Annotated in this window: 19 protein-coding genes; 13 read left to right on the top strand and 6 right to left on the bottom strand. The window is 46.3% G+C overall.

What is annotated here, in order from left to right; genetic code table 11:
• Window positions 1–46: 46 nt before the first annotated feature.
• Together CLV59_RS16760 and CLV59_RS16755 are read right to left on the bottom strand one after the other, a co-directional pair.
• Entirely contained in the window at window positions 47–1,699 is a 1,653-nt protein-coding gene (locus CLV59_RS16760) for a DUF6138 family protein (RefSeq protein WP_111593208.1), read from the bottom strand.
• A gap of 63 nt (window positions 1,700–1,762) precedes the next feature.
• Window positions 1,763–2,728: a lipase family protein gene (locus tag CLV59_RS16755; RefSeq protein ID WP_111593207.1), complete on the bottom strand. Its 966-nt coding sequence runs from the start codon at window positions 2,726–2,728 to the stop codon at window positions 1,763–1,765.
• A gap of 139 nt (window positions 2,729–2,867) precedes the next feature.
• Between CLV59_RS16755 and CLV59_RS16750 the strand changes: the two genes are divergently transcribed.
• Window positions 2,868–3,614 (top strand): metallophosphoesterase family protein, encoded by a 747-nt coding sequence (locus CLV59_RS16750; RefSeq protein ID WP_111593414.1) that lies wholly within the window; start codon window positions 2,868–2,870, stop codon window positions 3,612–3,614.
• A gap of 3 nt (window positions 3,615–3,617) precedes the next feature.
• On the opposite strand, the gene CLV59_RS16745 is transcribed toward CLV59_RS16750, so the two are convergent.
• Together CLV59_RS16745 and CLV59_RS16740 are read right to left on the bottom strand one after the other, a co-directional pair.
• Window positions 3,618–4,247: a DUF2306 domain-containing protein gene (locus CLV59_RS16745; RefSeq protein WP_111593206.1), complete on the bottom strand. Its 630-nt coding sequence runs from the start codon at window positions 4,245–4,247 to the stop codon at window positions 3,618–3,620.
• A 64-nt stretch (window positions 4,248–4,311) separates the two neighbouring features.
• Window positions 4,312–4,683 carry a winged helix-turn-helix transcriptional regulator gene (locus CLV59_RS16740; RefSeq protein ID WP_111593205.1) on the bottom strand — a complete coding sequence of 124 codons (372 nt, stop codon included), beginning with the start codon at window positions 4,681–4,683 and terminating at the stop codon, window positions 4,312–4,314.
• 240 nt (window positions 4,684–4,923) lie between these two features.
• Between CLV59_RS16740 and CLV59_RS16735 the strand changes: the two genes are divergently transcribed.
• The 8 genes from CLV59_RS16735 (at window position 4,924) to CLV59_RS16700 (ending at window position 14,361) form a co-directional block, all read left to right on the top strand.
• Window positions 4,924–5,370: a hypothetical protein gene (locus CLV59_RS16735; RefSeq protein ID WP_111593204.1), complete on the top strand. Its 447-nt coding sequence runs from the start codon at window positions 4,924–4,926 to the stop codon at window positions 5,368–5,370.
• Window positions 5,371–5,459: 89 nt separating this feature from the next.
• Complete coding sequence (locus CLV59_RS16730) at window positions 5,460–5,825, top strand: hypothetical protein (RefSeq protein ID WP_146616220.1); 366 nt, start codon at window positions 5,460–5,462, stop codon at window positions 5,823–5,825.
• A gap of 100 nt (window positions 5,826–5,925) precedes the next feature.
• A complete protein-coding gene (locus tag CLV59_RS16725) occupies window positions 5,926–7,986 on the top strand; it encodes a TonB-dependent receptor plug domain-containing protein (RefSeq protein ID WP_111593202.1) in 2,061 nt (686 codons plus the stop codon).
• A 21-nt stretch (window positions 7,987–8,007) separates the two neighbouring features.
• Window positions 8,008–9,081, top strand: coding sequence for an HmuY family protein (locus tag CLV59_RS16720; RefSeq protein WP_111593201.1), 1,074 nt, complete (start codon window positions 8,008–8,010; stop codon window positions 9,079–9,081).
• Window positions 9,081–12,860 (top strand): cobaltochelatase subunit CobN, encoded by a 3,780-nt coding sequence (locus tag CLV59_RS16715; RefSeq protein WP_111593200.1) that lies wholly within the window; start codon window positions 9,081–9,083, stop codon window positions 12,858–12,860. Before CLV59_RS16720 ends, CLV59_RS16715 begins: the two co-directional genes overlap by 1 nt.
• Window position 12,861: 1 nt before the next feature.
• Window positions 12,862–13,410, top strand: coding sequence for a hypothetical protein (locus tag CLV59_RS16710; protein ID WP_111593199.1), 549 nt, complete (start codon window positions 12,862–12,864; stop codon window positions 13,408–13,410).
• A 14-nt stretch (window positions 13,411–13,424) separates the two neighbouring features.
• Entirely contained in the window at window positions 13,425–14,030 is a 606-nt protein-coding gene (locus CLV59_RS16705; protein ID WP_111593198.1) for a MotA/TolQ/ExbB proton channel family protein, read from the top strand.
• Window positions 14,014–14,361 (top strand): DUF2149 domain-containing protein, encoded by a 348-nt coding sequence (locus CLV59_RS16700; RefSeq protein WP_111593197.1) that lies wholly within the window; start codon window positions 14,014–14,016, stop codon window positions 14,359–14,361. The genes CLV59_RS16705 and CLV59_RS16700 overlap by 17 nt, the downstream gene beginning before the upstream one ends.
• A 42-nt stretch (window positions 14,362–14,403) precedes the next feature.
• Here CLV59_RS16700 and CLV59_RS16695 read toward each other — a convergent pair whose 3' ends face one another.
• Window positions 14,404–15,159: an outer membrane beta-barrel protein gene (locus tag CLV59_RS16695; RefSeq protein WP_111593196.1), complete on the bottom strand. Its 756-nt coding sequence runs from the start codon at window positions 15,157–15,159 to the stop codon at window positions 14,404–14,406.
• Window positions 15,160–15,257: 98 nt separating this feature from the next.
• A complete protein-coding gene (locus CLV59_RS16690) occupies window positions 15,258–18,479 on the bottom strand; it encodes an AsmA-like C-terminal region-containing protein (RefSeq protein ID WP_111593195.1) in 3,222 nt (1,073 codons plus the stop codon).
• A gap of 290 nt (window positions 18,480–18,769) precedes the next feature.
• On the opposite strand from CLV59_RS16690, the gene CLV59_RS16685 reads away from it, so the two are divergent.
• The 4 genes from CLV59_RS16685 (at window position 18,770) to CLV59_RS16670 (ending at window position 22,737) form a co-directional block, all read left to right on the top strand.
• On the top strand, window positions 18,770–21,010 hold the full coding sequence (locus tag CLV59_RS16685) for a glycosyltransferase family protein (protein ID WP_146616219.1): 2,241 nt from the start codon (window positions 18,770–18,772) through the stop codon (window positions 21,008–21,010).
• Window positions 21,007–21,429: a MauE/DoxX family redox-associated membrane protein gene (locus tag CLV59_RS16680; protein WP_111593193.1), complete on the top strand. Its 423-nt coding sequence runs from the start codon at window positions 21,007–21,009 to the stop codon at window positions 21,427–21,429. The genes CLV59_RS16685 and CLV59_RS16680 overlap by 4 nt, the downstream gene beginning before the upstream one ends.
• A gap of 10 nt (window positions 21,430–21,439) precedes the next feature.
• The gene (locus CLV59_RS16675; RefSeq protein WP_111593192.1) at window positions 21,440–21,940 is read left to right on the top strand and encodes a TlpA family protein disulfide reductase; all 501 of its coding nucleotides are present in this window, start codon (window positions 21,440–21,442) and stop codon (window positions 21,938–21,940) included.
• Between the two features lie 230 nt (window positions 21,941–22,170).
• Window positions 22,171–22,737: an RNA polymerase sigma factor gene (locus CLV59_RS16670; RefSeq protein WP_111593191.1), complete on the top strand. Its 567-nt coding sequence runs from the start codon at window positions 22,171–22,173 to the stop codon at window positions 22,735–22,737.
• The last annotated feature ends 29 nt before the right edge of the window (window positions 22,738–22,766 follow it).

Genomic DNA, 22,766 nt, shown 5'->3' with positions numbered 1-22,766 from the left:
GCTGAACTTTTCAAGCGCCAACGCTGCAAATGGAATATTCTATTATTTACTTCCCGGCGAGGGCCAGTAATTGTTGCAATGCAGGTGGTGCATCTTTCTTTTTGGCAGCTGTAGCCAGTTTCTGTTTGGAGCCCCAGATCAGTGCAATGACATGTTCCACATTATAATCAGGTTGTTCCTTTAGCGCTGCCAGCAACTGCCCCAGGTTTTCTGGTTGCTCAAAAGCAACAAATTCCTTTAATGGCTTCATTTCCTGACATGCCAGCAAACAGGAAACCAGGGTAGGGATGGTAGGGAGATGTACCCCAAATTTAGCGGTAAACGCAATTGTAAATTGGTTTTGAACCGACTGGTGCTCGCTGTCTACCTGCTTCATATAGTCCCTTACCAGCGGAAACCAGGTATCATCTGTGAGTCCGAGTCCAAATACTGCATAGGTACCCGGCATGGTGCAAAGCTCATCTTCCACATCTGTGTACCATTCAAATTTCTCCGCGAAAGCTACTCTGGCGTAGGCTTCCAACAGAGGATATAAAGTGGGGTATTGAAGGGCGTTTGCGAAGAAACGCTGCGTATCTTTCTTACCCAGTTTCTTAATGTCCAGCAGCTGTTTCACTTTGGATTTCAGCTTGATGGCATAACTCCGGGGAAACTCCTGCTGTAACAATTGCGTAAGATATTGCAGTGCCTGTGCATAGGCATCGGCTGTTTCCTGGAGAATATGGATCTCTACTACTGCGAGGATATCATTTGCCTTTATGGCTACAACGTCTGTTTTGAGCGGCGCATAAGCGCCAGTGCCGGAATGCAACAGGGTGGCGGCGCTGGTGTTGCCCAGTTCGCCGGCTATCTCGGCAAAGCGTACGCCAACAGGGCGGGTATAATTCGGCTCATAGCGGATCATCATCACGGTAGTATATAACAGGAGCTCCAGCAGAGATGCCGACGCTGCCGGATGTGCAGCCTTCAGCGTATATGTGGTACCTTGAAATAGATTACTGCTGATATCATAGTAGGTAGGCAGGAATTGTTTTTCCGCCCAGCTCCGTAATGCCTTGATCTGGTGATATCGGTGTTGTTTTAATCCATCTTTGTTGGCTTTATTCAGCTGCTGTATCTTATCAAAAACGGATTTAATCACCGGCATTTCGAGGGGGCCGCGCAGCGTTTCATCCAGTAGGTGCCTCGACAAAAAGAAACTCTCCAATTCTTTCGTAGGGTGGTTGCCGTTAGTTACCCTTTCGTTGAGATAGGTTTGTATGTTGCGTTGCAGTAATTGTTTCTTAGAGGTAGAAATATGAACATACTCAGGTATATGGACCCGTGTCTGCCCTACTAAAATTTCTCCGTATACAACCAATTTGTAATCCAGGATAGGCAGCTGATCATAGGCCGCAATAATGGGGTACAAATGTTCATGCAGTACCTGGGCCAGCGAGGCTACGTCTGCTGGCGTTGTCAGCGCTCCTGGTACGGCAATGCCTTCCAGGTGCATATCTGCATCACTGAAATCATCATCGGTAGAGTAGAGGTAGATGTCTCCATCTTTGTACTCGAATCTGACAAAATCAAAAACGCCGGCTTGTAAGGTGGTTCGCTTTACTACAGTGGCTGCATCTACTTTGGCATTCAGCTTTTCAATCAGACTAGATATGGCTTGAGCAATATCTTTGGCAATGGTTTCCTGCTCTTTATTCATTCACATAAAATTTGGGTAACACTAATAAGTGGCAAGATATTCCTTTTTATGGACATGGCAGTTTTAAACCCCCGGAACGGGTATGGGATAAGGTATTGCGGGTAATGCAGGCAGTTCCAGTAAATGCAGATAGGTAGTGACGCCATGTTCATACATCCACCAACTGTTTAACTGAGCGCCTCTGTTCACAGGAGGAACAGGTTGTATATCATAGGGCGTCACCCGCATGGCTTCATTGGAGAGGACCTGTGTATATGGGCCTGTTTGTACATATTTCCGGTCCATTTGCTGCAATACCGCCGTGAGCACCCGGATACTGTTATCCCAGAAGAATTGCAGCATTCCTTTCATTGCTACCGGAATGTTTTTCTCCATGATTTCCTGCAAGGCGCCGTAGGCATAAGGGATTACATCCTTATCGTTATATACCCGGAAAGCCTGACAGAGCATGGTATTAAAGATCTGATCATAATAGGCGGCAAAGGTAGCATTTCCAACTCCCGGTGTACCAAACGTATATACGATCAGGTTAGCTGGCTGTCCCAGTTGTTCCTGCAGGTATAGCGATAAAACGGTGGCCAGTGCGCCTCCGAGGCCATGTCCAGTGATATAAATAGTAGGTACTTCTTTTTGCTGAAAACAGGTTTCGCGGAGATAAGGAATAATGGAATGGCCTGAGACATTCAGAATAGATACCAGATTTTGCAAGCCATCCCAGATGCCTTTGGCGATATATCCATTATGCCAGGGATGTACAGAAAGTACATCCAGGTCTTCGAAAATATGAGAGAACGCTTTCCATGCCGTTCCACGTACAGCAATGGCATATGCGCCACTGTTTTTATGGTAAGTACAATACAAGGCATTTTCTCCAGCCGCGCCATACCATTGCAATTCCCATTCCGCATTGGTAGCGAGTGCTGGCTGTGTTAGCAGCCACTCCGTTGCGGCCATTGATTCTGCATAAGCAATGGCGCTTAAGGTCATACAGATCCTGGCGTTGGAAGCGGAATATTGATACCTTTCCATAAGATGATATTTGGATGTTGAGCCGGCACGTTGCTCAGATACTGATGGTCTATAAACAGGAATGACGTTACTTTTGTTTGATAGAATGGGTATTCCCACAAAAGAAGCCTATCTTGAAGTTATGAAAAATGATGATACAATGAAGAACCAAAGAACCATTGTGATAGGAGATATTCACGGAGGACTCCGTGCCTTGCAACAGCTCCTGGAGCGGATAAATCCCCAGCCCCATGACAAGCTGATTTTCCTGGGAGATTATGTGGACGGTTGGTCGGAATCTGCGCAGCTCATAGATTTTCTCATAGATTTACAAACGCGGATTTCCTGCATATTCATTAAAGGAAATCATGACGATATGTGCGAGACCTGGTTAAGCGGACACTTGTTCCGGATGGACTGGATGAAGAACCATGGCGTTGCTACGATAAAAAGCTATCAAGGTTATTCCTCGGCTGCTATGCAGGAGCATCTCCATTTTTTCCTGAACATGCATTACTACTACAAGGATGAAGAAGGCCGACTCTTCATTCATGGCGGTTATACGGCGGATGGAGGGCCCGCTTCGCAGGGCGATGTATCGGTGCTCATGCGGGACCGTACCCTCTGGGAACTGGCCCGAACGATGAACAGTAGAGTGGCAGAGCATCCGGAATTGTACCCGCATAAGCTGCGGCTGTTTTCGGAGATCTATATCGGTCATACCCCTACGCTCAATTACGATGAATATAATCCCATGCATGCCTGCAATGTCTGGAATATGGATACCGGGGCCGGATTTTACGGCCGGCTCTCCGGCATGGATATTCATTCCAAAACCCTTTTTCAGTCAGATCCCGTACCATCATTGTATCCCGGAGAAGAAGGCAGAATGATGGCCCGGTTTTAATCATCAGGCTTTTCTCCTGGCGGATAAAATGACTTCATAGAGGTAAATGGGTACAGCCCATCCCAGCCAGAAAAAGGAGGGACCAACATCGGCCAGACTGCCCAACTCCTTTACCCAGGGCGTACGCAGTAATAATCCGGATATCACGAATGCCAGTGTTACAAGGTAACTTCTGACCATCCATTCCTGGTGCTGTTTGAATTTGCGTTTCAACGCCATTCTGTAGGCAATAAAAGTGGAACTGATCCAAACGGTGGCCCATACTTGTAAAGAGAAGGCATAAGACCAGCCTACTGCGTAAGAGGCCGTGGAAGCCAGTATAATGGCGCAGATACTACTGGCAAGAACGGCCAGCAGATAAAAGGTACCAATAATACGATGAAGCTTCCAGCCATTGGCATGCAATCGTTTCCAAAATTGGAATGGCCCAAGGATAATAGCCCCACCGCCAGCGGTGATATGCAGGATTAAGAAATATCTAACGGGGAAATATCGCCCCAGCACCTCTTTAGTAAATTGCAGATAAGGATCTGCAGGATGCATGAATGTCCAGGTGATATATACTATTCCCAGCCATAGGAATACATTGGCTATTTCGCGCAGTGGTTGGTTGCTGCTAATCGTCGTTTTCATGTACAATACAGATTTTGAAAGACAAAAGTCCGTATATACATGACCGGAGTCAATAACCGAAAAACTATTCGGTATAGGCGTTCAGGTTAGCAGTCACTTGCTGTACATGATCGGCATTAGTGGCGCCCCATTTGTCAATCAGGGAAATCACTGGTAGCAAGGATTCGCCGAGTGGAGTTAGATAGTAATCGGAGCGCAGTGGAAACCCGGGCTGTAATTCTTTGCATACTATCCCGTAGACTTCCAGTTCCCGGAGTTGAATATCTATCACTCTGGGCGTGGCTTCCGGTAATTGCCGGTGCATTTCGCTGGGACGATGACATCCGCGATGTATCAGGTCAATGATGCAAGGTTTCCATTTGCCGCCCATTATTTTCATATAAACGGTGATGCCACAGTTCAGGTCTTGCGGTGTTTTACGTTCATAATTTTGCATATCCGTCAGTGTTAATCATCCTAAAGTTAAGTATTACCCTTCATATCTGTTGCGGTGGTTGCGGGAGACACCACTATGGCGGATTACCATTTTTACCCCCATCATGGAGTGGGGGATTCCACTGGAAATTTAACCGATATTTTACCGCTGTTCACCGGTAATTAGCCGGTGGATAACCGAATGCAGCTTGCAACCCTGCCGTTGCTGTCGCAAATTTGAAGGGTAATAATCAGTGGTAAAATGTTCTATCTCTTCGCTATCGTCCTGACTAATCTGCATTTGATTTACCATCAGATTACCACCCATATCGACTTATTCCCGTTCAATAACGTGAGAGAATATACGCGCAAAGAACAACTAACGGAAGCGGCTATACATTTTATATCCATGGGATTCCCTGTGCTGGCATTGCTGAGCGACTGTAAAATTATGGCATTGGTGGCGGCGGTAGAACTGGGACTGATGTTCGCAGGGGAAATCTATACCTGGTGGACGGCCTATTTCTTCGGAGCCAGGTTTGCATGGCAAAGTAACTGGAAGGAACTGCATCAACGTATCTTCAGCAAAACCATCATCATGCTGCCCGCCCGAGGTAAAAATCCTGCTCCTAACCTGGAACATTGTATTCTCCACATCCTGACGCTACTCAGCGGAATCGCCTGCCTGCTGTACTATATTTACGGCTAGAACATCCGTTAAGCCAGGGTTTCCCGATCGCAATTATTTTTTGCAACAATGTTTCATTTTTTGATTTAATCTGCTATATTTGCCTCTTCATGAGGAATCATAAAAGGAAATATAGCTTATTGGCTACCGCCATGCTGTTACTGTACTTACTTTACGGTATGGTGGTTCCTTTTATGCATCATCATGGCCCGGATGCAAGGATGGTATTTGCCCAGGCGCAGCGGATGAAAGCCTATCCGGGTATCCTGCATGAAAAGGACATACAGGATCATCAGGCACATATATCCGGCAGCTGTGCCATTTGCGATGATTATATCAGTAATTACCTGTCCGGCAACACGGACATTCATCTCCCGAAACCAATTCTGTTAACTGTTCTGTACGTTCATCCACCTAGTTATAATATTTCCCGCCTCTTACTGGCCGCCTCTAATAAAGGTCCTCCCTCCATTTGATATGAATACTTCCGGGTAGGCCATCGTCTGCCCATTATCAACTATGTATCCTGATTTCCGGTCTCTGTGCTGACCGGGAGCTAACTGTTGCTTGTTTTTTATGAAAAAAATTTGGATGCTGCCACTGCTGGCAGCATATGGGACGCTGCATGCCCAGCAGAATGCAGTCAAAGACCTGGAACCGGTGGTGGTAACAGGCCAGGGCCAACCTGTTAAAATTTCTCAGAGTCTTTTCCCGATTACCTTAATAGATGCCCGACGTATCCAGGAAAAAGGAGCGGTAAATCTGATGGACCTGCTGACCACTGAAATGAATGTGCGTATTATCAGCGACAATATTCTGGGTAGTAATATTATCATGCAAGGCATTACCGGACAGAATGTAAAAATCCTTGTGGATGGCGTTCCTATGATCAGTGGAGAAGGCAATGAATTTGATCTGCAACAACTCCATCTGAACCAGGTGGAACGTGTAGAAATAATACAAGGCCCGCTAAGTGTGGAATATGGGACCAATGCGTTGGCAGGAACTATTAACCTGATCACCCGGAAAATGAAGCCTGGAGAAGGTTGGCAAGGTGGGTTGGCGCAGTACCTCGAATCTGTAGGGCAGTACAATGGCAGTGGATGGCTGGGCAAAAACATAAAAGGATGGAACCTCATGGCCGGCGGCGGCTACACCTGGTTTGGCGGCTTTTCATCTGATAGCTATAAATCTACTGTCAGTACCCCTGATGGTTCCGTGAGAGGTAAGAACTGGAATCCAAAAACGCAGGCCACCGGCAACCTGAAATTATATCGCAAATGGGGGAACCTCCATGCTGGCCTCTCCCTGCAATATTTTAATGAACTGGCCGACGCGCCGGGAAATGCTGATCCTGGAACGGCCTATCTAACGGCAACGGATAATCGTTTTGTTACGAATCGTGCTACTGCACTGGCTTTTATCAATGGTAAACTAAATGATAATAGTTACCTGGATGTGGTGAACAGCTATAGCTATTATGATCGTACCAGCGAACAATACCTGGTCAACCTTCAGAATAAATCTGAAAAACAGATGAGTAATGCCGGCAATATTTTCTCCAACTGGACCTTCCGCGCAGCCTATAGCCATCAACAACCAGACCGTTATCACCTGAATTACCAGTTGGGATATGATGTAAATCTCAGTAACAGTGAGGGCGACAGAGTATCTGCGGCGGCTGGAATGATCAACGATATCGGCGTCTTCACGCGTCTGGGCGCAACTTTTTTTGGTAAACTGGAAGCCCAGGGCGGATTGCGCTATACCTACAATAATCGCTATAATGCCCGGGAGATCAACTTCCTTGGGGCCGGACTACCTTTGATATCCAGTCTTCAACTCCGCTGGAATATCAATGAACATTGGTATATGCGTGCGGGTTATGCCCGCGGGTTCCGCGCCCCCAGCCAGCGGGAGCTATTCCAGGATTTCAGAAATGCTAACCACTATATCATTGGGAATCCAGACCTGAATCCGGAGCTGGCACATAACTATAGCGCTGGAATTCATTATAAATCAGGTGATATTCGCCACAACTGGAAAATAAATCTCACTGCATTCCTCAATCATATCCGGGATAAAATTGAACTGGTAGAACTGGACAGGGCAACCTTGCCGCCTGCCTATCAAACAATCAATGTGGCCCGCACCTACCAGAATATTCCGGAATTCAGTACCCGCGGAATCAATCTGGACATGGCATACAGCTATGGAGACCGCTGGCAGCTGAAGCCATCACTGGGATACCTTTCCCGAAGTGGCAGCAATAGTATGCAACAGCAGTTTGGTAGCTGGGAAGCAGGTTTGCAAGGCATGTACAACTGGAAACTGCCAGCTGTACGCTTTATAAGCGCATGGAAATACAACGGACCATTAGCCCAGTTTGGTATCAATGATGGTAAACTGACAGATCGAACACTTGGCGCATATAGTCTCTGGGATCTCTCTGCCACCCGCAGTTTCCTCGCAAACCAACTGATGCTGACCATCGGTATAAAGAACCTGCTAAACGTCACGGATGTAGTGCAAACCGGTGATGGCAAAGATGGACTGATGTTACGTTCGGGATTCAAGCCGGCATTGCCGGTTGCCTGGGGACGAACTGCTTTTATCCGGGCCGCATACACTTTCTGAAAATATTAAAATCAACATTATATGCAATTGAAACAACTGATTACCCTCAGTGCGGGTTTGGTATTTTTTGCTGCCTGCAAGAAAAAAGATACCGCCTATACGCCGCCATCCCTTTCAGAAGGCACCATGGTAGCCGGTATGGGAGCGTCATACGATAGTACTGTTTTTGTAGACCTGAGCACCGGAAAAATGACTGCGGTAGCTGCAGGCTCCTGGGATATTGCGGTACAGAGTCGCGGTGGTAAAGCCATCATCAGCAATGGTGCAAAGAAAGCAGGTATTTACAGGATTCCCAGCGCGAACTTCGACAGCGTGGTGGCCTTACCAGCCACAGCTTCGGGCATAAAAATCAATTATGAAAACACCTCCCTGGATGTTACTGCCACCAGTGTAGGAGCCTGGACAGACAATCAGGGTAAAAGTAAGCAGTTAGTCTATATTATAGATCTGGGTAAAACGCCCCCTTCCGGTGCTAACAGTAATGGCTATATGAAATTTTCTATTTCTGATGCTACGGCCAGCCAGGTTACCATCCGCTACGCCAATCTGGATGGAAGCAACCCGAAATCACAAACCATTACCCTCGATGCCACTACCAATTTTACCTACTTCAGTTTGATGAGCGGAAAAACAGTGCAAGTGGAACCATCCTATAAAAACTGGGATTTTATGTGTACCGGCGTAACCGTTGCGGGTGGAGGCCCTCCGGGATCTTATGTAGTCACCATGGCGGTATTACATAACAGACTGGCAGGCGTAAAAGTAGCGGTAGATAATCCTGCCGCAGACCTGGCATCCAGCGATGATCCTGCCGCCCCAGTGAATAATGTGGCTAGTAGCAAAGGCAGGTATGGAACGCTCACACGTGCAGACTTCCTGACATTAGGACCAGTAGAGAAAGCAGATGCTATTGGGAAAAGCTGGTGGCAGATCCTGCAACCGCATGCTGCTGGCAATTATAAGGTGTATGACTGGAAAACATTCTTGTTGTCGGATGCTGACGGAAAGTTATTTAAAATCCGGTTTACAGCTTTTAAAAGCCTGGTCACTGGAACACCTGGATATCCTGCATTTGAATACAAAGAACTGAATTAATGAAACACTTTTTTATCCGCTACAAGCGCCTGTTGATCTGGTTATTGCCGGTGGTAGGCATCTTCATATTTGCTTTTGTTTATTATCAGCAACACATCGCTGCAACGCGAATTGCGCTTATCAACTATCCCTCCTTTACGGTGGCCCGTATGCAAAAAGCAAATGACAGCAGATGGGTGAAGCTACAGTCTGTTGCCATATCAGACTTGTCGTCTGTTTCAGGTTATGATGTGGCACTCGTATTTGGAAGAGGGCTTCATCTAACGGCGTTGCAGTCGGAACAAATGCGTAAAGCAGGAAGGAAAGGGCTGCGTATTTTTGAAGAAGCTGCCGCAGATCCCCAAGGGGACCTCACCAATCTGAGCGATAGTCAGCGTACTTTGGTAACTGCGTATATGCGTAATGGTGGTAATGCGAATTACAGGAACCTCTTGCATTATGCGCGCATATCCCTGGATGGGAAAAAGTATGCGGCGCTTCCAGCGGCATCGCCCGTGAACATCGCCTCAGATGTGCTTTTTCATGTGAATGAAGAGATATACTTCAGCGAGGTAGCCGCTTACGAATCCTGGCTACAATCAAATCATCTGTTTAAAATGGATGCACCCAGGATTGCATTGGTGACCTCTGTTCCTGGTCCTTTTAATGCCAACAGGGATCATCTGGACTCGATCATCACCGTTTTTCAACGGCGTGGCTGGAACGTATATCCTATGGCTGGGAATAAGCGCAGACTGGAATTCCTGCAGGCTATTCATCCGGATATAGTAGTGGAAATGCCGCACGGCCGCCTGGCCCCGGGGAATTCGCCGGCAGTAGTGGCCTGGTTAAACCAGCAAAATATTCCTGTTCTCAGCCCGATCAGCGTGTTTATGAATTATGATCAATGGAAAGCAAATCCACAAGGAATGAATGGTGGACTGCTTACCATGAGCATCGTATCGCCGGAGCTGGATGGCGCTGTGGCGCCATATGCAATAGTGGCGCAATACAAAGATGAAAATGGGTATGATATTTTCCGCGCTATTCCTGAGCGACTGGATCGCTTTACAGATCTCATCTCCCGATGGTTGTCATTAAAAAATAAACCCAACCGCGATAAGAAAATCGCTATTTATTATTTCAAAGGTCCCGGTCTGAGCAGCCTGGTGGCCGGAAATCTGGAGGTGGCGCCCAGCTTGTATAATACCCTGCTACATCTCCAACAAAAAGGATATACGGTAGAAAATCTGCCAAAAGATGCGGCAGCATTAAACCAGTTAATACAGAAGAGTGGCAGCATATTGAATCCTTATGCAGCAGGGAATTTGCAAAAGTTCTTTAAAGAAGGCTCGCCCGCATGGATAAACGTTTCTACTTATGAGAAATGGGCGAAGTCAGATCTGGAGGCCGCTTCCTGGAAATCGGTCCTGGAAAAATATGGCCAGGCGCCAGGTAGTTATATGCAGGAGACCAGGGGAGACACGGCCTTTCTGGCCGTAGCACGCCTTTCCTTCGGTAACGTGGTGTTGCTGCCACAGCCTTTACCTGCAATAGGAGAGAATACTTTTAAAATCGTACATGGCGCTAAAGTAGCGCCGCCTCATCCTTACATCGCTTCTTATCTCTGGACCAGGCACGTGTTTCAACCAGATGCAATTATTCATTTCGGTACCCATGGGAGTCTTGAATTCACACCAGGAAAGCAGGTAGCATTGGGAAATGAAGACTGGTCCGACGCATTGATCGGAACCATACCTCACTTCTACGTCTATACGATGAGTAATGTAGGAGAAGCGATCATTGCCAAAAGACGTAGCTATGCGACCATCCTTTCACATTTAACGCCACCTTTCATGCATGCAGGAGGGAGTACAGAAGTGAGTCGACTGGAAGAAGAACTGCACCGATGGGATGCACTGGAAGAAGGGGCGCTCAAAACAGCCTATGCTAATACGATCAGTCAATCGGCCCGCAAATTGGGCTATTACCAGGAAATGGAATTAGATACCGCTATTACCCTCACTACTGTGCAACTAACAAAACTGCAAGGATTAGTAGAAGAAATGGTAAATGAAAAAGTAAACAGCGGGTTATATACTATCGGCAAGCCATATACGAAAATGCAGGCAGAGAGAACTGCTTCGTTGATGAGTGGGGCCGATACAGGCAGAGCGAAATATGTCTCCCTACTGCTTGCCAGTACAGACCGGGAATTGGCGGCATTGGACAATGCCCTTTCCGGCGGGTATACGCTCCCTGGCGCTGGCGGAGATCCGTTGGCCAATCCCGGCGCATTACCCACGGGCCGGAACCTGTTCAGTATCGATGCGGAAAAGACGCCTGGATTACAGGCCTGGCAAGTAGGAGTACAACTGGCGAAAGACCTGGTGGCACAGTACCAATCCGAGCACAAGGGAGCCTGGCCCAGAAAAGTAGCGCTCACCTTATGGCCGGGAGAATTTATTCGTACCGAAGGGGCCATGCTGGCGGAAATTTTCTATCTGCTGGGAGTCGCGCCAGTCAGAGACCCGCAGGGCAGAATTACGGATCTGGGATTGATCCCTTCTTCGGAATTACAACGCCCCCGCATTGATGTAGTAGTGCAAACAGCAGGACAATTCCGGGACCTGGCAGCCAGCAGACTGGAATTAATCAACAGGGCGGTGGCTCTTGCGGCTGCGGCTGCGGATAAAACGCAACCTAATTATGTATCAGATGGCGTGCAAGCAGGGGAGAAAATGCTGAAACAAAAAGGATTCACTCCGAAAGAGGCCCGACAGATGGCATCCCTGCGGGTATTTGGCGGTATTAATGGGAATTATGGAACCGGGATTATGTCCATGGTGGAAAGTGGCGATCGCTATAATAACCGCGATGAAGTTGCAAACGTTTACATCCATAATATGGGCGCCGCTTACAATGATACAAGCCAATGGGCTTTATTCAGAGAAGGACTATTTGAAGCGGCACTCCAACACACAGACGTAGTGGTACAACCCCGTGAAAGTAATACCTGGGGCCCGCTGAGCCTGGACCATGTATACGAATTTATGGGAGGGCTCAATAATGCAGTACGACTCGTTACCGGCAAGGAACCCACCGCCGTACTGAACGATTTCCGTAATCCTGTTGCGGCCCGCGTACAACCACTGAAAGAGGCGGTTTGGGTGGAAGCCCGCAGTACCCTGCTAAATCCCGTATGGATAAAAGATATGCAACAAGGAGAGAGCAGCAGCGCAGAGAAAATGACGGAAACAGTCCGCAATATTTTCGGTTGGAATGTCATGAAACCAACCGTAATTGATAATGAACTCTGGGATCAGTTACATGAGGTATATATCCGTGACCGTTACCAGTTAAATACCAGTACATTCTTCGAAAAACAAAACCCCGCTGCCCTGGAAGAGCTTACAGGCGTTATGATGGAAGCCGCCAGGAAAGGACTATGGAAGGCAACGCCTGTACAACGCCAGGAAATTGCCCGCCTCCATGCTACCTTGGTCTCCAACTACGGCGCCGGCTGTACGGAGTTTGTATGTGGGAATGCGGCACTACGCCAGGAAATGCAACACTATGTGCCCCAGGAAATAAAGGGGGCGTATACGTCGGCCGTAAATGCCGCATTGCAGCCCAATGGTACCGGTCAGCAAGGAGCTGCGGTGGTGCTGAAAAAAACAGCGCAAACAACAGAAGGGGCTACCATCCATCAACAGTCATCTTCCAATTGGCGTACACTACTTTTCATTGTGGCAGCAGTAGCCATTGTAGGCCTGGTTTTGATTAGGAAAAAGAAATAACATGGAGCTAGTGATTTTGGGATTTACCTGCACAACGGGACTGCTGTATATTTTACAGCTGTCCTGTTGCAGCTCCTGGATAGGGAAACTACTGCCGGCTGGCGTACTGGCCGTCTCCCTATATCTGCTGCATTACCTGGTGATAAATACAGACAGCAGTACGATACTCCACTGGTTAGACCAGGATAACATCCGGCGGAATTTTTCCATTTTGATCATGCTGGATATCATTTTCCAACTGCAGTTAAATCAATGGTGGCTGCAACAGCCATCTTACTCATTTCGGAAGGCGTTGCCGATACCTTCCCCGGTATTGTTATGCGGACTCTTTTACACGGAGGTTTGTCTCTACAGAGAATTGAGTATTGATTTTGAAGCAATCGCCATTGGCTATGCATGCCTGGTAGCGGCCGTTCTAGTGTTAGGCGCAGTTTCATGCGCACGGCTGGCAGACCGTTACCTGCGGTTGGAATGGAGGTACGGGTTATTAATACTATCGGGCATATTGGCGGTGCTGTTCGGCACTGCTATGCCTGAAATCGTGCATTAAAAAAAATAAGCATTATGCAATATTTAGATAAGGTGATATACTGGCTGAGTAGTGGACTGATGGTACCAGTAATGGTAGCTGTCCTTTATTTTCTGATACAGGCATTTCGACAGCTATGGGAGGGAAGTCGGCAATACGTTCGCAGAACCAAGGAGAATAAAATACTGGACGCCAAACTGAATGGATTAACGTATACGCATATACGATCTTTTGGAGAATTGGCTGCACATTTGGAAGGGCCGCTGCCAGACACTATGCAGGAACTGATTGCAAGAAGTGATAGTGAAGCGCATCGCAATCGTTTGCTGGCCGACTTCCACAATAACTGTGAACGGGAACTGGACAGATGCAGAACATTGAGTAAAACAGGACCTATCCTGGGCCTGATGGGAACATTGATTCCTATGGGGCCCGCGCTGGGTGGGCTTGCCACCGGCGACATTGCCACTATGAGCGAACAGATGCAGATCGCATTTAATACCACTGTACTGGGACTTGTAATAGGAACAATAGGCTTCCTCTTGCTGCAAGCGAAACAACGCTGGTTTACGGCAGATCAGAACAGAGTGGAATTTGTAAACGATATTATTCAACAGGCAGCATATGAAAGCAAATCGTAACTATCGTCGTTATGCGATCAGAGAGCAGGAAGACGTAAACCCACTACATGCGGTAGCCAATCTGTTTGACGTCAGTATCGTTTTTGCAGTAGCCTTAATGGTGGCGCTTGTGAGCCGGTACAAGATGACGGAAATGTTTAGCAAAGAAGATTTCACTGTAGTGAAAAACCCCGGAAAAGAGAACATGGAAATTATTACCAGGAAAGGGAATACGGTCAGTAAATATATGCCTGCCGGAAAGAAAGGAACAACATCCGGCAATGGTAAGAAGGTGGGAACTGCGTATCAGTTGGAGAATGGAGAAATTGTATATATTCCCGATAATGAATAGAAGAGACCAGGTTATTTCGACAAGAAATAACCTGGTTGCCCTTTAATGTTGTCTTCTTATCTGATAGCCAATACCAATAGTGGCTGTCCGGTTCTTGCCGTAGTTGGTTTCGGTAAAGCCATGACTGTAATTCAGGGAGAACTGCAAACCCCAGTCGAAAGAATATCCCAACGTTACATTACCGCCTGCATCGATACCCTTTGCATGCGCTTTGGTATCCGGATTGATAGCTTGCTGCGGTGTAGGAATTGGCTCGCCCGAACGAGGGTTATAAATGATACTGCCATAATACACGCCAGTAATAGTAGTGAAATTAGGACTACTGGAGGCCATATCCTGCAGCTGGACCGTACCTTTTGTTCCGCCGCCAATAAACGCGCCTACATATCCGCCCGGCCCTACAAAGAAATGACCTTTCCCTACATTCAGGTTGTATACCAGGTTTAACGGCAGTTCTATGTAATTCAGATTATTCTGCCCTTTGAAACTGGCAGTCATAACGGAAAGACCTGCACTGCTGTTAAAGGTGACGTTTTGATAGAAGGATTCAGACTTACCGCCTTTACCACTGAGTAACAGCCCGGATGTCAGAGAGAAATGTTTCTTGAAACGATATTCGCCTGTAAATCCAACCTGGTAGGCCAGCCAGGGTTTGGCATCATTTTTCTGAATGCCGGTAGCAGGAGCAGGCTTACTCTGGAAAGCGTCTCCCATTGCCCATTTGAGGCCAAATATGAACTGTGCCTGCGCGGCCACAGTACAAAGAATGATAGACAGGGATAGTATTAACTTTTTCATGAAGCAGTATATAGGTAAACGATATACTAAAATAAGAAGAAGGAAAATAAAAGTACAACAGTTGTACCTTTATTTCCCTTCTTCTTATCATGAAAATGTTAACTTTTCTTTTTCTTACCGAGTGAGATATGATATTTCTCCGGTGTGCCGGAAATATTCAGGTGCATAAACCGACCTTTTTTGCCTTTATCAGCAGTCTCGATGGCATCTACCTGGTCGGCATCTACTTCTTCCTGTTTACGCCCGAAAAGAGCCTGGAAGCCCACCTGGGTCACCATTTTCATCGGTACGCGTAACTGGTACGACATCTGCAAATCAAGGGATTGTTTACCGCTTACTTCAATATATCCAATAGAAGAATTGATACTCATGTTCGGAATATCCAGGGTCGACCCTTCAAAACTGAGCTTATTTCGCAGCGTATCAAAGCGGATCATGCGGAGATTCTTATCCTTGAAATAGCTCGACATCGCCTGCATAGGTCCAAAATCTATCAGTGAACCATTCCTGATTTCTATATCCATCTTGGCTTTGGTGGAGTCAAGAAGTGGGGTGAGATCAGGATGCAGTTTGATATTGCTCTTAATCCGCCCGCTGAGCGTACCTTTCAGGTTCTTATTCAATACCATATCCTGTCCGAAGTTGTCAAACTTCAGTAGCATCTTACTGAGGTCCACTGTATCCAGTTGTATACTGCTGCGGAAATACAGTCGCTTAGGATCTGCCGCATTTAATAATCCCCTCATTCCAATATGTCCGCCTGCCATACGGAGATCAATCGTATCGATCTTAACTCGCTGATCTTCCTGCATATGTACATCTGCTTTCAGATTTTTAATCCACAACTTATGATAGCGGATTTTCCCTACATCCGCCAGTACATCGAAATTGGAGAATTTGATTTTGAAGATATTAAAACCGGCACTATGAATACTATCGTTCTCTCTTTTGGTGGTGGTACGAACAACAGTAGTCATCTCTTCTTCTTTGTGGTCGCTGAAATCATAATTCATCATTTCATCCACATTGAGGTAATTGGATTTAATGCTGAAGAGATTATTGCGCTTGTTACCATTGCGGTCGGGGCCTGCATATAAGTGCAGATTGATATCGAAGTCGCTGCTACCTACTTTACCCATAAGCGTATCCACTACCAGGTATTTATTGGTGCCGTAACGAATACGCCCTTTAATATTTTCCAGTTGAATAGGATGTTGTTTCAGGGAACCTGAAATGTTGGCGATATGGGCGTCTACACGTTTGAACACGGTATCGTAGCGTAGATTGAGTTTGGCCCGCAGCCAGAGATTATTCGTTTGTTCGTACCAGTAACCTTCCGGAATGAATTGCCGGCCTTTAGTACTGATAAGGTCATTCACCGCAAGCCTTTCTGATTTAAGATCGAAGGCAAATTCAGTGCGGCCTTTCTTCACTTTGTCGAACCAGAGATTGTAGTTATTCAACCGGCCTTTGAACACGAAATCACTGCTATCAATGTGTCCGGAGAAGTTTTTTACGAGCAGACTGGTATCTCCGATAGTAACGTCTGCATTGAAATGATGTAGACTATGCGGATATTGTTTAAAGGAAGACGACAATTCCTCTATCCGGAATACGCCCTTTGGCAGCGGATTGGGATGGAGCACTTCCTGTACGCTTGTTTCCAGTGCCAGGGCTAATCTGAAGCCGCTGATCACCTCTTCTCTTAAGCGCTTATGCGTGGTGTCTGCCAGCATGAGTTCTCCTGGCAACACTTTATTACTATTCACCTGGAAGGTGACTTTCACTGGTTTGGACTGCTTGTGAAAAATGGCAGGGAGGTCGCTCAGAGAGCCGCTGGCGGCTATATCGCTCTGGCCTACACGAAAATTCAGCGTATCCAGTTGCAGACTACCATTCTTAACCTGCGCATGAATGTTCATGTTGCGCACTGGCAGCGGGTAGTTGGGAATACGGAAAGCAAGATTGGTGACCGTCAGCTCACTCTGTACGCCTTCTTTCAGCTTGGCAAGACTCTGTTCGGGTACCTGCATATCCACCAGTTCGCGGAAATTCATATTGAGGCGGATATCCCCTTCAATTTGCTCCAGGTCTTTAATACCAAGGAATTCTCCGATAAAACGGATATTCAGTTCCGAATACAGCTGCATTACCACATGCGGATCGGTAAAATCGCGCATAATAAAATTCCCTTTGAAAATTCCTTTTCCTGGTCTGGCGTTCATATCCAGCAGGTGTAGTTCAGACGTTTTGAGGGATCGGCCTTCACCGTTAGTGAAGTAGCCGCGGAAGCCAAGAGAGTCCAGTTTCTTATTGGCATGCGTATTTTCGAACCACACATTTTCGCAACCAAAGTTGACTTTGATGGCGGGCATATGATCTTTATCAATCTCCCCTTTGATAGTACCGTCAAAAAAGATACGTCCGTCCCGACGGTAATTCTGCATTTTGGAACTGATGTCTTCCGGAATAAATGCAAACAATAAGTTGAGATCCGGTCGGTCTCCCTTCAGGCTGAGATCCAGTTGGGGCTTCCCTTTCAGGTGAGCGTTTCCTTGTACGTCCAGACTGGCATTTTCCAGTTTGATGCTGGTTTTTTTCAGTTGGAGGAATTCTTTTTCCAGGTTATAATCGCCGGAAATAGCGAGACTGATATGTTTATTCCTGAAGAGGGTACTATCCGTTTTGCCGGTTATATCCGCCAGGAGCTTGCCTTCCAGGTCTAACGCCACTTCATCGCCGTGCATGTGAAAACCGGTGGTAATTTTTTCCAGTTGGGTGGTTACTTTCCAGCCGGTAGTTTCGTCATGATAGGTGATATGTATATTCTTCAGGATAATTTTCCGCAGATCCATGGATAGTCCGCCAGTGGAGCCGGTATCGGCAGGGGCATTGGTGGCGGCGGGAAGCGTGTGTGCTTCCACGATATCAAGGGTACCATTGGCGGCCCGGTTGATATGTACCTGTCCTGTATTGAGTACCAGTATACGTACCTGGTAATGTTGTTTCAGGATATCAGGGAGACTAAATCCCACGAACAGCTTATCCACCTGGTATAGTGGAGGGTGATCCATTTTTTTACTGGCATAGAATTTCACATCGTGGAGCACGATGGAGATGTAGGGGAAGTTGGCGAATGGGTTGATATTACTGCTTCCCAGTACCAGTTCTCCCCGGAACTGTTTGTTAAGTTCTTTTACCGCCAGTTGGGTGAGTCGTTGTTGCTGGCTATATAGGATGCCTGCGGCGATGATAATCACCAGTAACAGTCCACCTAAAGTTATACCAGCCACTCTTAATATTCTCTTGCCTTTTCTCATGATATGGCCAATCTTGAACGGTAAAAATATAAAAAAAAATCATGTGTAATAGGGACCCAGTGTGCAGGATAATGTTAAATTTTGTTGCAGTGCAGGAAAATCGTGGCTGCGTTCCTGTTGCAGACAGGGATTTTATATTGCATCTACCTGACGGTCCTCAAAATTACCGACGAATACCACAATTGAATCTAAACTGCTGCCGGTATTTCTGATCCCGCCTGGTTACAGTCAGTTAATGCCAATAAAGAGCGTAATATTTATTCGTTATAAGCCTTACCATCTTTATCCCCATGAGTAAAAAACCATTTATGTCCGATGCCGGCCCTGTTACGGATCCGGAGACACTTTCCCCGGAAAATTCCGGCGAGGATCTGGATACAGGAGTCGCTTCAGGACTTACCCCAGATTATTTATTTTACAGGCAGCAGTTCTATCGTTACCCGATAAAAATGAATCTCATCAACCTACAGAAGATAGGCTGGTGGCGTGCCTTGATATGGTTGTTGTCCTGGCTCCGCATTGCGATTTTCCCACATCGTAAGCCTAAGCAACTGGAGCAGGCGGTTCGCTATTCGGTAGGTAAATATGGATTTGATCAGTTTTACAAAGACTATATCCGGAAGGTGAGTGGCCGTGCTGCCCGTGAAATGGCGTTGGAGTCTTTGCCGGAAAACCGCCAACTGATTACTGTCAGCGTACTACTGAAGAAATTATCTCTCCTGAACAAGCGTACCGGGGAGTGGAAGCCGCTTCATTTACAGGATTGCAATATCGCCGTTGCACAAGCAGATGTGAAAGCCGCAGACCTGGAAGTACGGAATGATCCCGCTACCGGTAATGTCTGGGTGTCTTTGCATTATTACAGCAATCCTCCTGAAAACGGCTGGCAACAGCCAGATGAGGTTTTTCAGCAACAGGCGGTCTCTGAACTGGAACTTACTGGTCTCGCGGCAGCGGCAAATGTGCTGGACGTAAGTGTAGAACGACAGGAGATTATTGTGGCAGACCACTTCAATTTTGCGAAAGCACAGCTGAAGGATAAAGATTATAGCAATGCCTCTCTGGCGGCTTATGTATTTAAGAATCCGGCCAACAGATGGTATGTGCTGGGGGCTATTGCCGCCATTATCATACAGTTTGGCGTCTTCAAATATCTGTATCCATTTGCGGCATTTATTAATGGAGACTCCTATGCCTACCTGGATTCGGCCTATCATAATCTGGATACCGCCACTTATCCGATCGGGTATTCGCGTTTCCTGCGGCTATTCAGTATTTTCTGTAAATGGGATACCGCATTGGTGGGATTTCAATACCTCTTGGTAGAATCCAGTCTCCTGGCATTGGTGTTCACACTTTGTTATTTCCTGAAACCTGCAAAGGGCACAAAGATCGTATTGGTATGTTTTGTCTTGTTCAACCCTGTGTTGCTATACCTGGCGAACTATGTTTCCAGTGATACCATGTTTCTCTCTTTGAGTCTGATTTGGTTTACACTGTTGTTCTGGATCATGTATAAGCCAACGCCTAAGCTGATCTTCTGGCATGGCATTGTCTTATTCCTGGCTTTTACAGTGCGTTATAATGCCTTGTTCTATCCGGCTATAGCATTACTGGGCTTTATTCTGGCCAACAAACGATTCTGGTTAAAACTGGCGGGATTGGGATTTGCGGTGTTACTCATCTTCGCATTTGTACAATTCACGAGTAATAAATATAAAAAGCTGACAAATATAAAACAGTTCACGCCATTCACCGGATGGCAACTGGCCAACAACGCGATGTATGCTTACCGGTATGTTGACAGCGCTCACCGTAAACCGGTACCTAAGAAATTTGAAGCCCTGGACAAAGGAATAAGGGAGTATTTCGACAGTACAAGGGATACCCGCAGGTTTCCGAGCGAAGCGATGAAAGCCAGTACAGTGTATATGTGGTCTCCCGGTATGCCTTTACAAACCTATATGCGTAACCAGTTTAAAAAGGACAGTACCGCCAGTCAGCATAAGAAATGGGCCAGCATGGGACCTCTCTATGCAGAATACGGGCGCTATATCATTCAACAATATCCGATGCAGTTCGCCGAGAATTATCTCTGGCCCAATTTCATCAAGTATTATGTGCCGCCGGTAGAGTTCCTGGAAAAATATAATATGGGAATTGACAGTGTGACAGAGGTAGCCAAAGTATGGTTCAATTATAAGGACCGAAAAGTAAAAGTGCGTTTGAAAAGTTATAATGCCACTATCCTGAATCCATACCCGGTAATAGTAGGGATGATGACGGTGATGTTCCTCTTCGGATGTATATCCATGCTGGTATTGAAGGCACATAAAAATCCTGTGCTAAGAAAAGCAATGTTGCTGGCATTTGCTTTATGGTCGGTGAATATGGGATTCAGTGTTTTTGCCTCGCCTATTGCCTTACGCTTCCAATTGTTTCCTATACTGGTTTCGGCAGCCTTTACCATCTTGGTAATCGGTTATATCGCTGAAGCAGCTTTCACTAACACACAAACAGAATCCAAATGAAAAAAGAAGTTTTCATTGAAATCGTTGCCTATTTGGTCACTGCCTTATTCCTTTATACAGGAATCATGAAATTGAGGGAGTATGATGTTTTTAAATGGGTGATCAGCTCTTCTCCCATACTCCACAGTGTAGCGCCGGTAGTAGCACGTGTGGTACCGGTTTTGGAAATCGTGGTATCCCTGTTGTTGGTGGTACCTGCTACCAGGAAAACGGGTCTGTATGCCGCTTTTATCATGATGGTAGGGTTTACCATTTATATAGGCGGCCTGCTGATACTTAGCAGTAAACTTCCCTGCAGTTGCGGCGGCGTGCTGGAATCCATGTCATGGTCTCAGCACCTGGTATTTAATATCGTAGTCACAGCGCTGTTGGGCGCCTCCATTTGGATGGGTAGAAAAAAGAATTCAATCGCTATTTAAAAATTGGAATATGAAATTGCTTTTGCCAATGATGTTATTGGTGACGCTACTGGCGGGCTGCTTCGACAGCGCGCCAGAGCCGCCATTCAGCTCAGGAAGAGAAGGACAGAAGTTACTGGCTATTAACTATCTGAAACCGGATAGTACCTACGCCAGTATTGATACCAGTTCCGGCCATCCCGCCATTCTGTTTTATATCACCACCGTTTGCCCATACTGTAAAGCAGAACTGGAAGGACTGATTAAATCGGTGGATTCGCTGGGAAATACGCATGTATACCTGATGACCAACAGTTCCCTGCACGATGTACGGGAATATGAAAAGGAATTCAAACTGGATCAGTACCGGAAGAATTTTTCCCTGGGAATAGATACCGGACGCACTATGCTGAAGTACTTTGGCATCCATGCGGTACCCTATATTGCGGTGTATAACAAGGACCATATACTGAAGCAGGCCTTCAATGGGAGTACTACTACAGAGAAGTTAAGGGCAGTCGCCGCAGAATAGACAGGAAAAGGAGAGAGGAGGAAATGGATTTAGGGAGACCCGGATTCACAGTTGATTAACATTTTTTTTCTTTTCAGTCTAGAAAAAATACTCGATACTTGTATTGTTGTTATACGACTGGGGAACATCCATCCGGATGATGGCGTTAACAACAATACAGTTTCACTTCATGTTAGATTTGTCCTGCTGATGGATGAGGTTGTCTACTAACCTTATTCAATGATTCAGTAATGGTAAATCAATTCAAATTATCCCGGAAATCTTCCTACAACCACCTCCCGGAATTGCTCCAATGCAACAGGGAAAATGCTATTAAGGATCTGTATCAGGCTTACTACAAGCATTTGCTCCGTGAAGCAAATTATATAGTACGCGATAAGGACCTTGCCGAAGATGTTGTTCAAAATGTGTTTATTACTATCTGGAACAAGCGAATGGACCTGCCAGTGCCTGTGAACCTGAAAGCCTACCTGATTGTATGCGTTCGCCGTCGGGCTATTGACGAATTGAAAAAAGCCAATAAGCTGGAGAAAAATAAACAGCTGTACGACAATGACCGGTCAGAGGCAATCACACAGCGCAGAATGGAGGATAAAGAAATTTATGTGCAAATCCTCAAAGCAATGAAGGCGGTCCCTCCGCATCAAAGAAAGATTTTTGAAATGCGTTTTATCCATGAACTGAGCACCAGAGAAATCATGGAGACGAAAGGTCTCTCCAATCAGACCATCAAAAATCATATGAGTTCCAGTATTAAAATCATCAGAAATAGACTGAAAGCACATTATATACAATAGCATCATCATTTTTAGTTCCACTTTCCTGA

Source organism: Chitinophaga dinghuensis (assembly GCF_003259435.1).
Lineage (GTDB): Bacteria > Bacteroidota > Bacteroidia > Chitinophagales > Chitinophagaceae > Chitinophaga > Chitinophaga dinghuensis.
This window is presented reverse-complemented; position numbering and strand designations above follow the sequence as displayed.

Excerpts from the sequence above, each read along its gene's own strand:
- CLV59_RS16680 (WP_111593193.1), top strand. The coding sequence starts at position 21,007 with ATGAAAAAAGAAGTTTTCATTGAAATCGTTGCCTATTTGGTCACTGCC.
- CLV59_RS16755 (WP_111593207.1), bottom strand. The coding sequence starts at position 2,728 with ATGGAAAGGTATCAATATTCCGCTTCCAACGCCAGGATCTGTATGACC.
- CLV59_RS16735 (WP_111593204.1), top strand. The coding sequence starts at position 4,924 with ATGTTCTATCTCTTCGCTATCGTCCTGACTAATCTGCATTTGATTTAC.
- CLV59_RS16675 (WP_111593192.1), top strand. The coding sequence starts at position 21,440 with ATGAAATTGCTTTTGCCAATGATGTTATTGGTGACGCTACTGGCGGGC.
- CLV59_RS16705 (WP_111593198.1), top strand. The coding sequence starts at position 13,425 with ATGCAATATTTAGATAAGGTGATATACTGGCTGAGTAGTGGACTGATG.
- CLV59_RS16745 (WP_111593206.1), bottom strand. The coding sequence starts at position 4,247 with ATGAAAACGACGATTAGCAGCAACCAACCACTGCGCGAAATAGCCAAT.
- CLV59_RS16715 (WP_111593200.1), top strand. The coding sequence starts at position 9,081 with ATGAAACACTTTTTTATCCGCTACAAGCGCCTGTTGATCTGGTTATTG.
- CLV59_RS16740 (WP_111593205.1), bottom strand. The coding sequence starts at position 4,683 with ATGCAAAATTATGAACGTAAAACACCGCAAGACCTGAACTGTGGCATC.
- CLV59_RS16690 (WP_111593195.1), bottom strand. The coding sequence starts at position 18,479 with ATGAGAAAAGGCAAGAGAATATTAAGAGTGGCTGGTATAACTTTAGGT.
- CLV59_RS16725 (WP_111593202.1), top strand. The coding sequence starts at position 5,926 with ATGAAAAAAATTTGGATGCTGCCACTGCTGGCAGCATATGGGACGCTG.
- CLV59_RS16730 (WP_146616220.1), top strand. The coding sequence starts at position 5,460 with ATGAGGAATCATAAAAGGAAATATAGCTTATTGGCTACCGCCATGCTG.
- CLV59_RS16760 (WP_111593208.1), bottom strand. The coding sequence starts at position 1,699 with ATGAATAAAGAGCAGGAAACCATTGCCAAAGATATTGCTCAAGCCATA.
- CLV59_RS16720 (WP_111593201.1), top strand. The coding sequence starts at position 8,008 with ATGCAATTGAAACAACTGATTACCCTCAGTGCGGGTTTGGTATTTTTT.
- CLV59_RS16670 (WP_111593191.1), top strand. The coding sequence starts at position 22,171 with ATGGTAAATCAATTCAAATTATCCCGGAAATCTTCCTACAACCACCTC.
- CLV59_RS16710 (WP_111593199.1), top strand. The coding sequence starts at position 12,862 with ATGGAGCTAGTGATTTTGGGATTTACCTGCACAACGGGACTGCTGTAT.
- CLV59_RS16695 (WP_111593196.1), bottom strand. The coding sequence starts at position 15,159 with ATGAAAAAGTTAATACTATCCCTGTCTATCATTCTTTGTACTGTGGCC.
- CLV59_RS16750 (WP_111593414.1), top strand. The coding sequence starts at position 2,868 with ATGAAGAACCAAAGAACCATTGTGATAGGAGATATTCACGGAGGACTC.
- CLV59_RS16700 (WP_111593197.1), top strand. The coding sequence starts at position 14,014 with ATGAAAGCAAATCGTAACTATCGTCGTTATGCGATCAGAGAGCAGGAA.
- CLV59_RS16685 (WP_146616219.1), top strand. The coding sequence starts at position 18,770 with ATGAGTAAAAAACCATTTATGTCCGATGCCGGCCCTGTTACGGATCCG.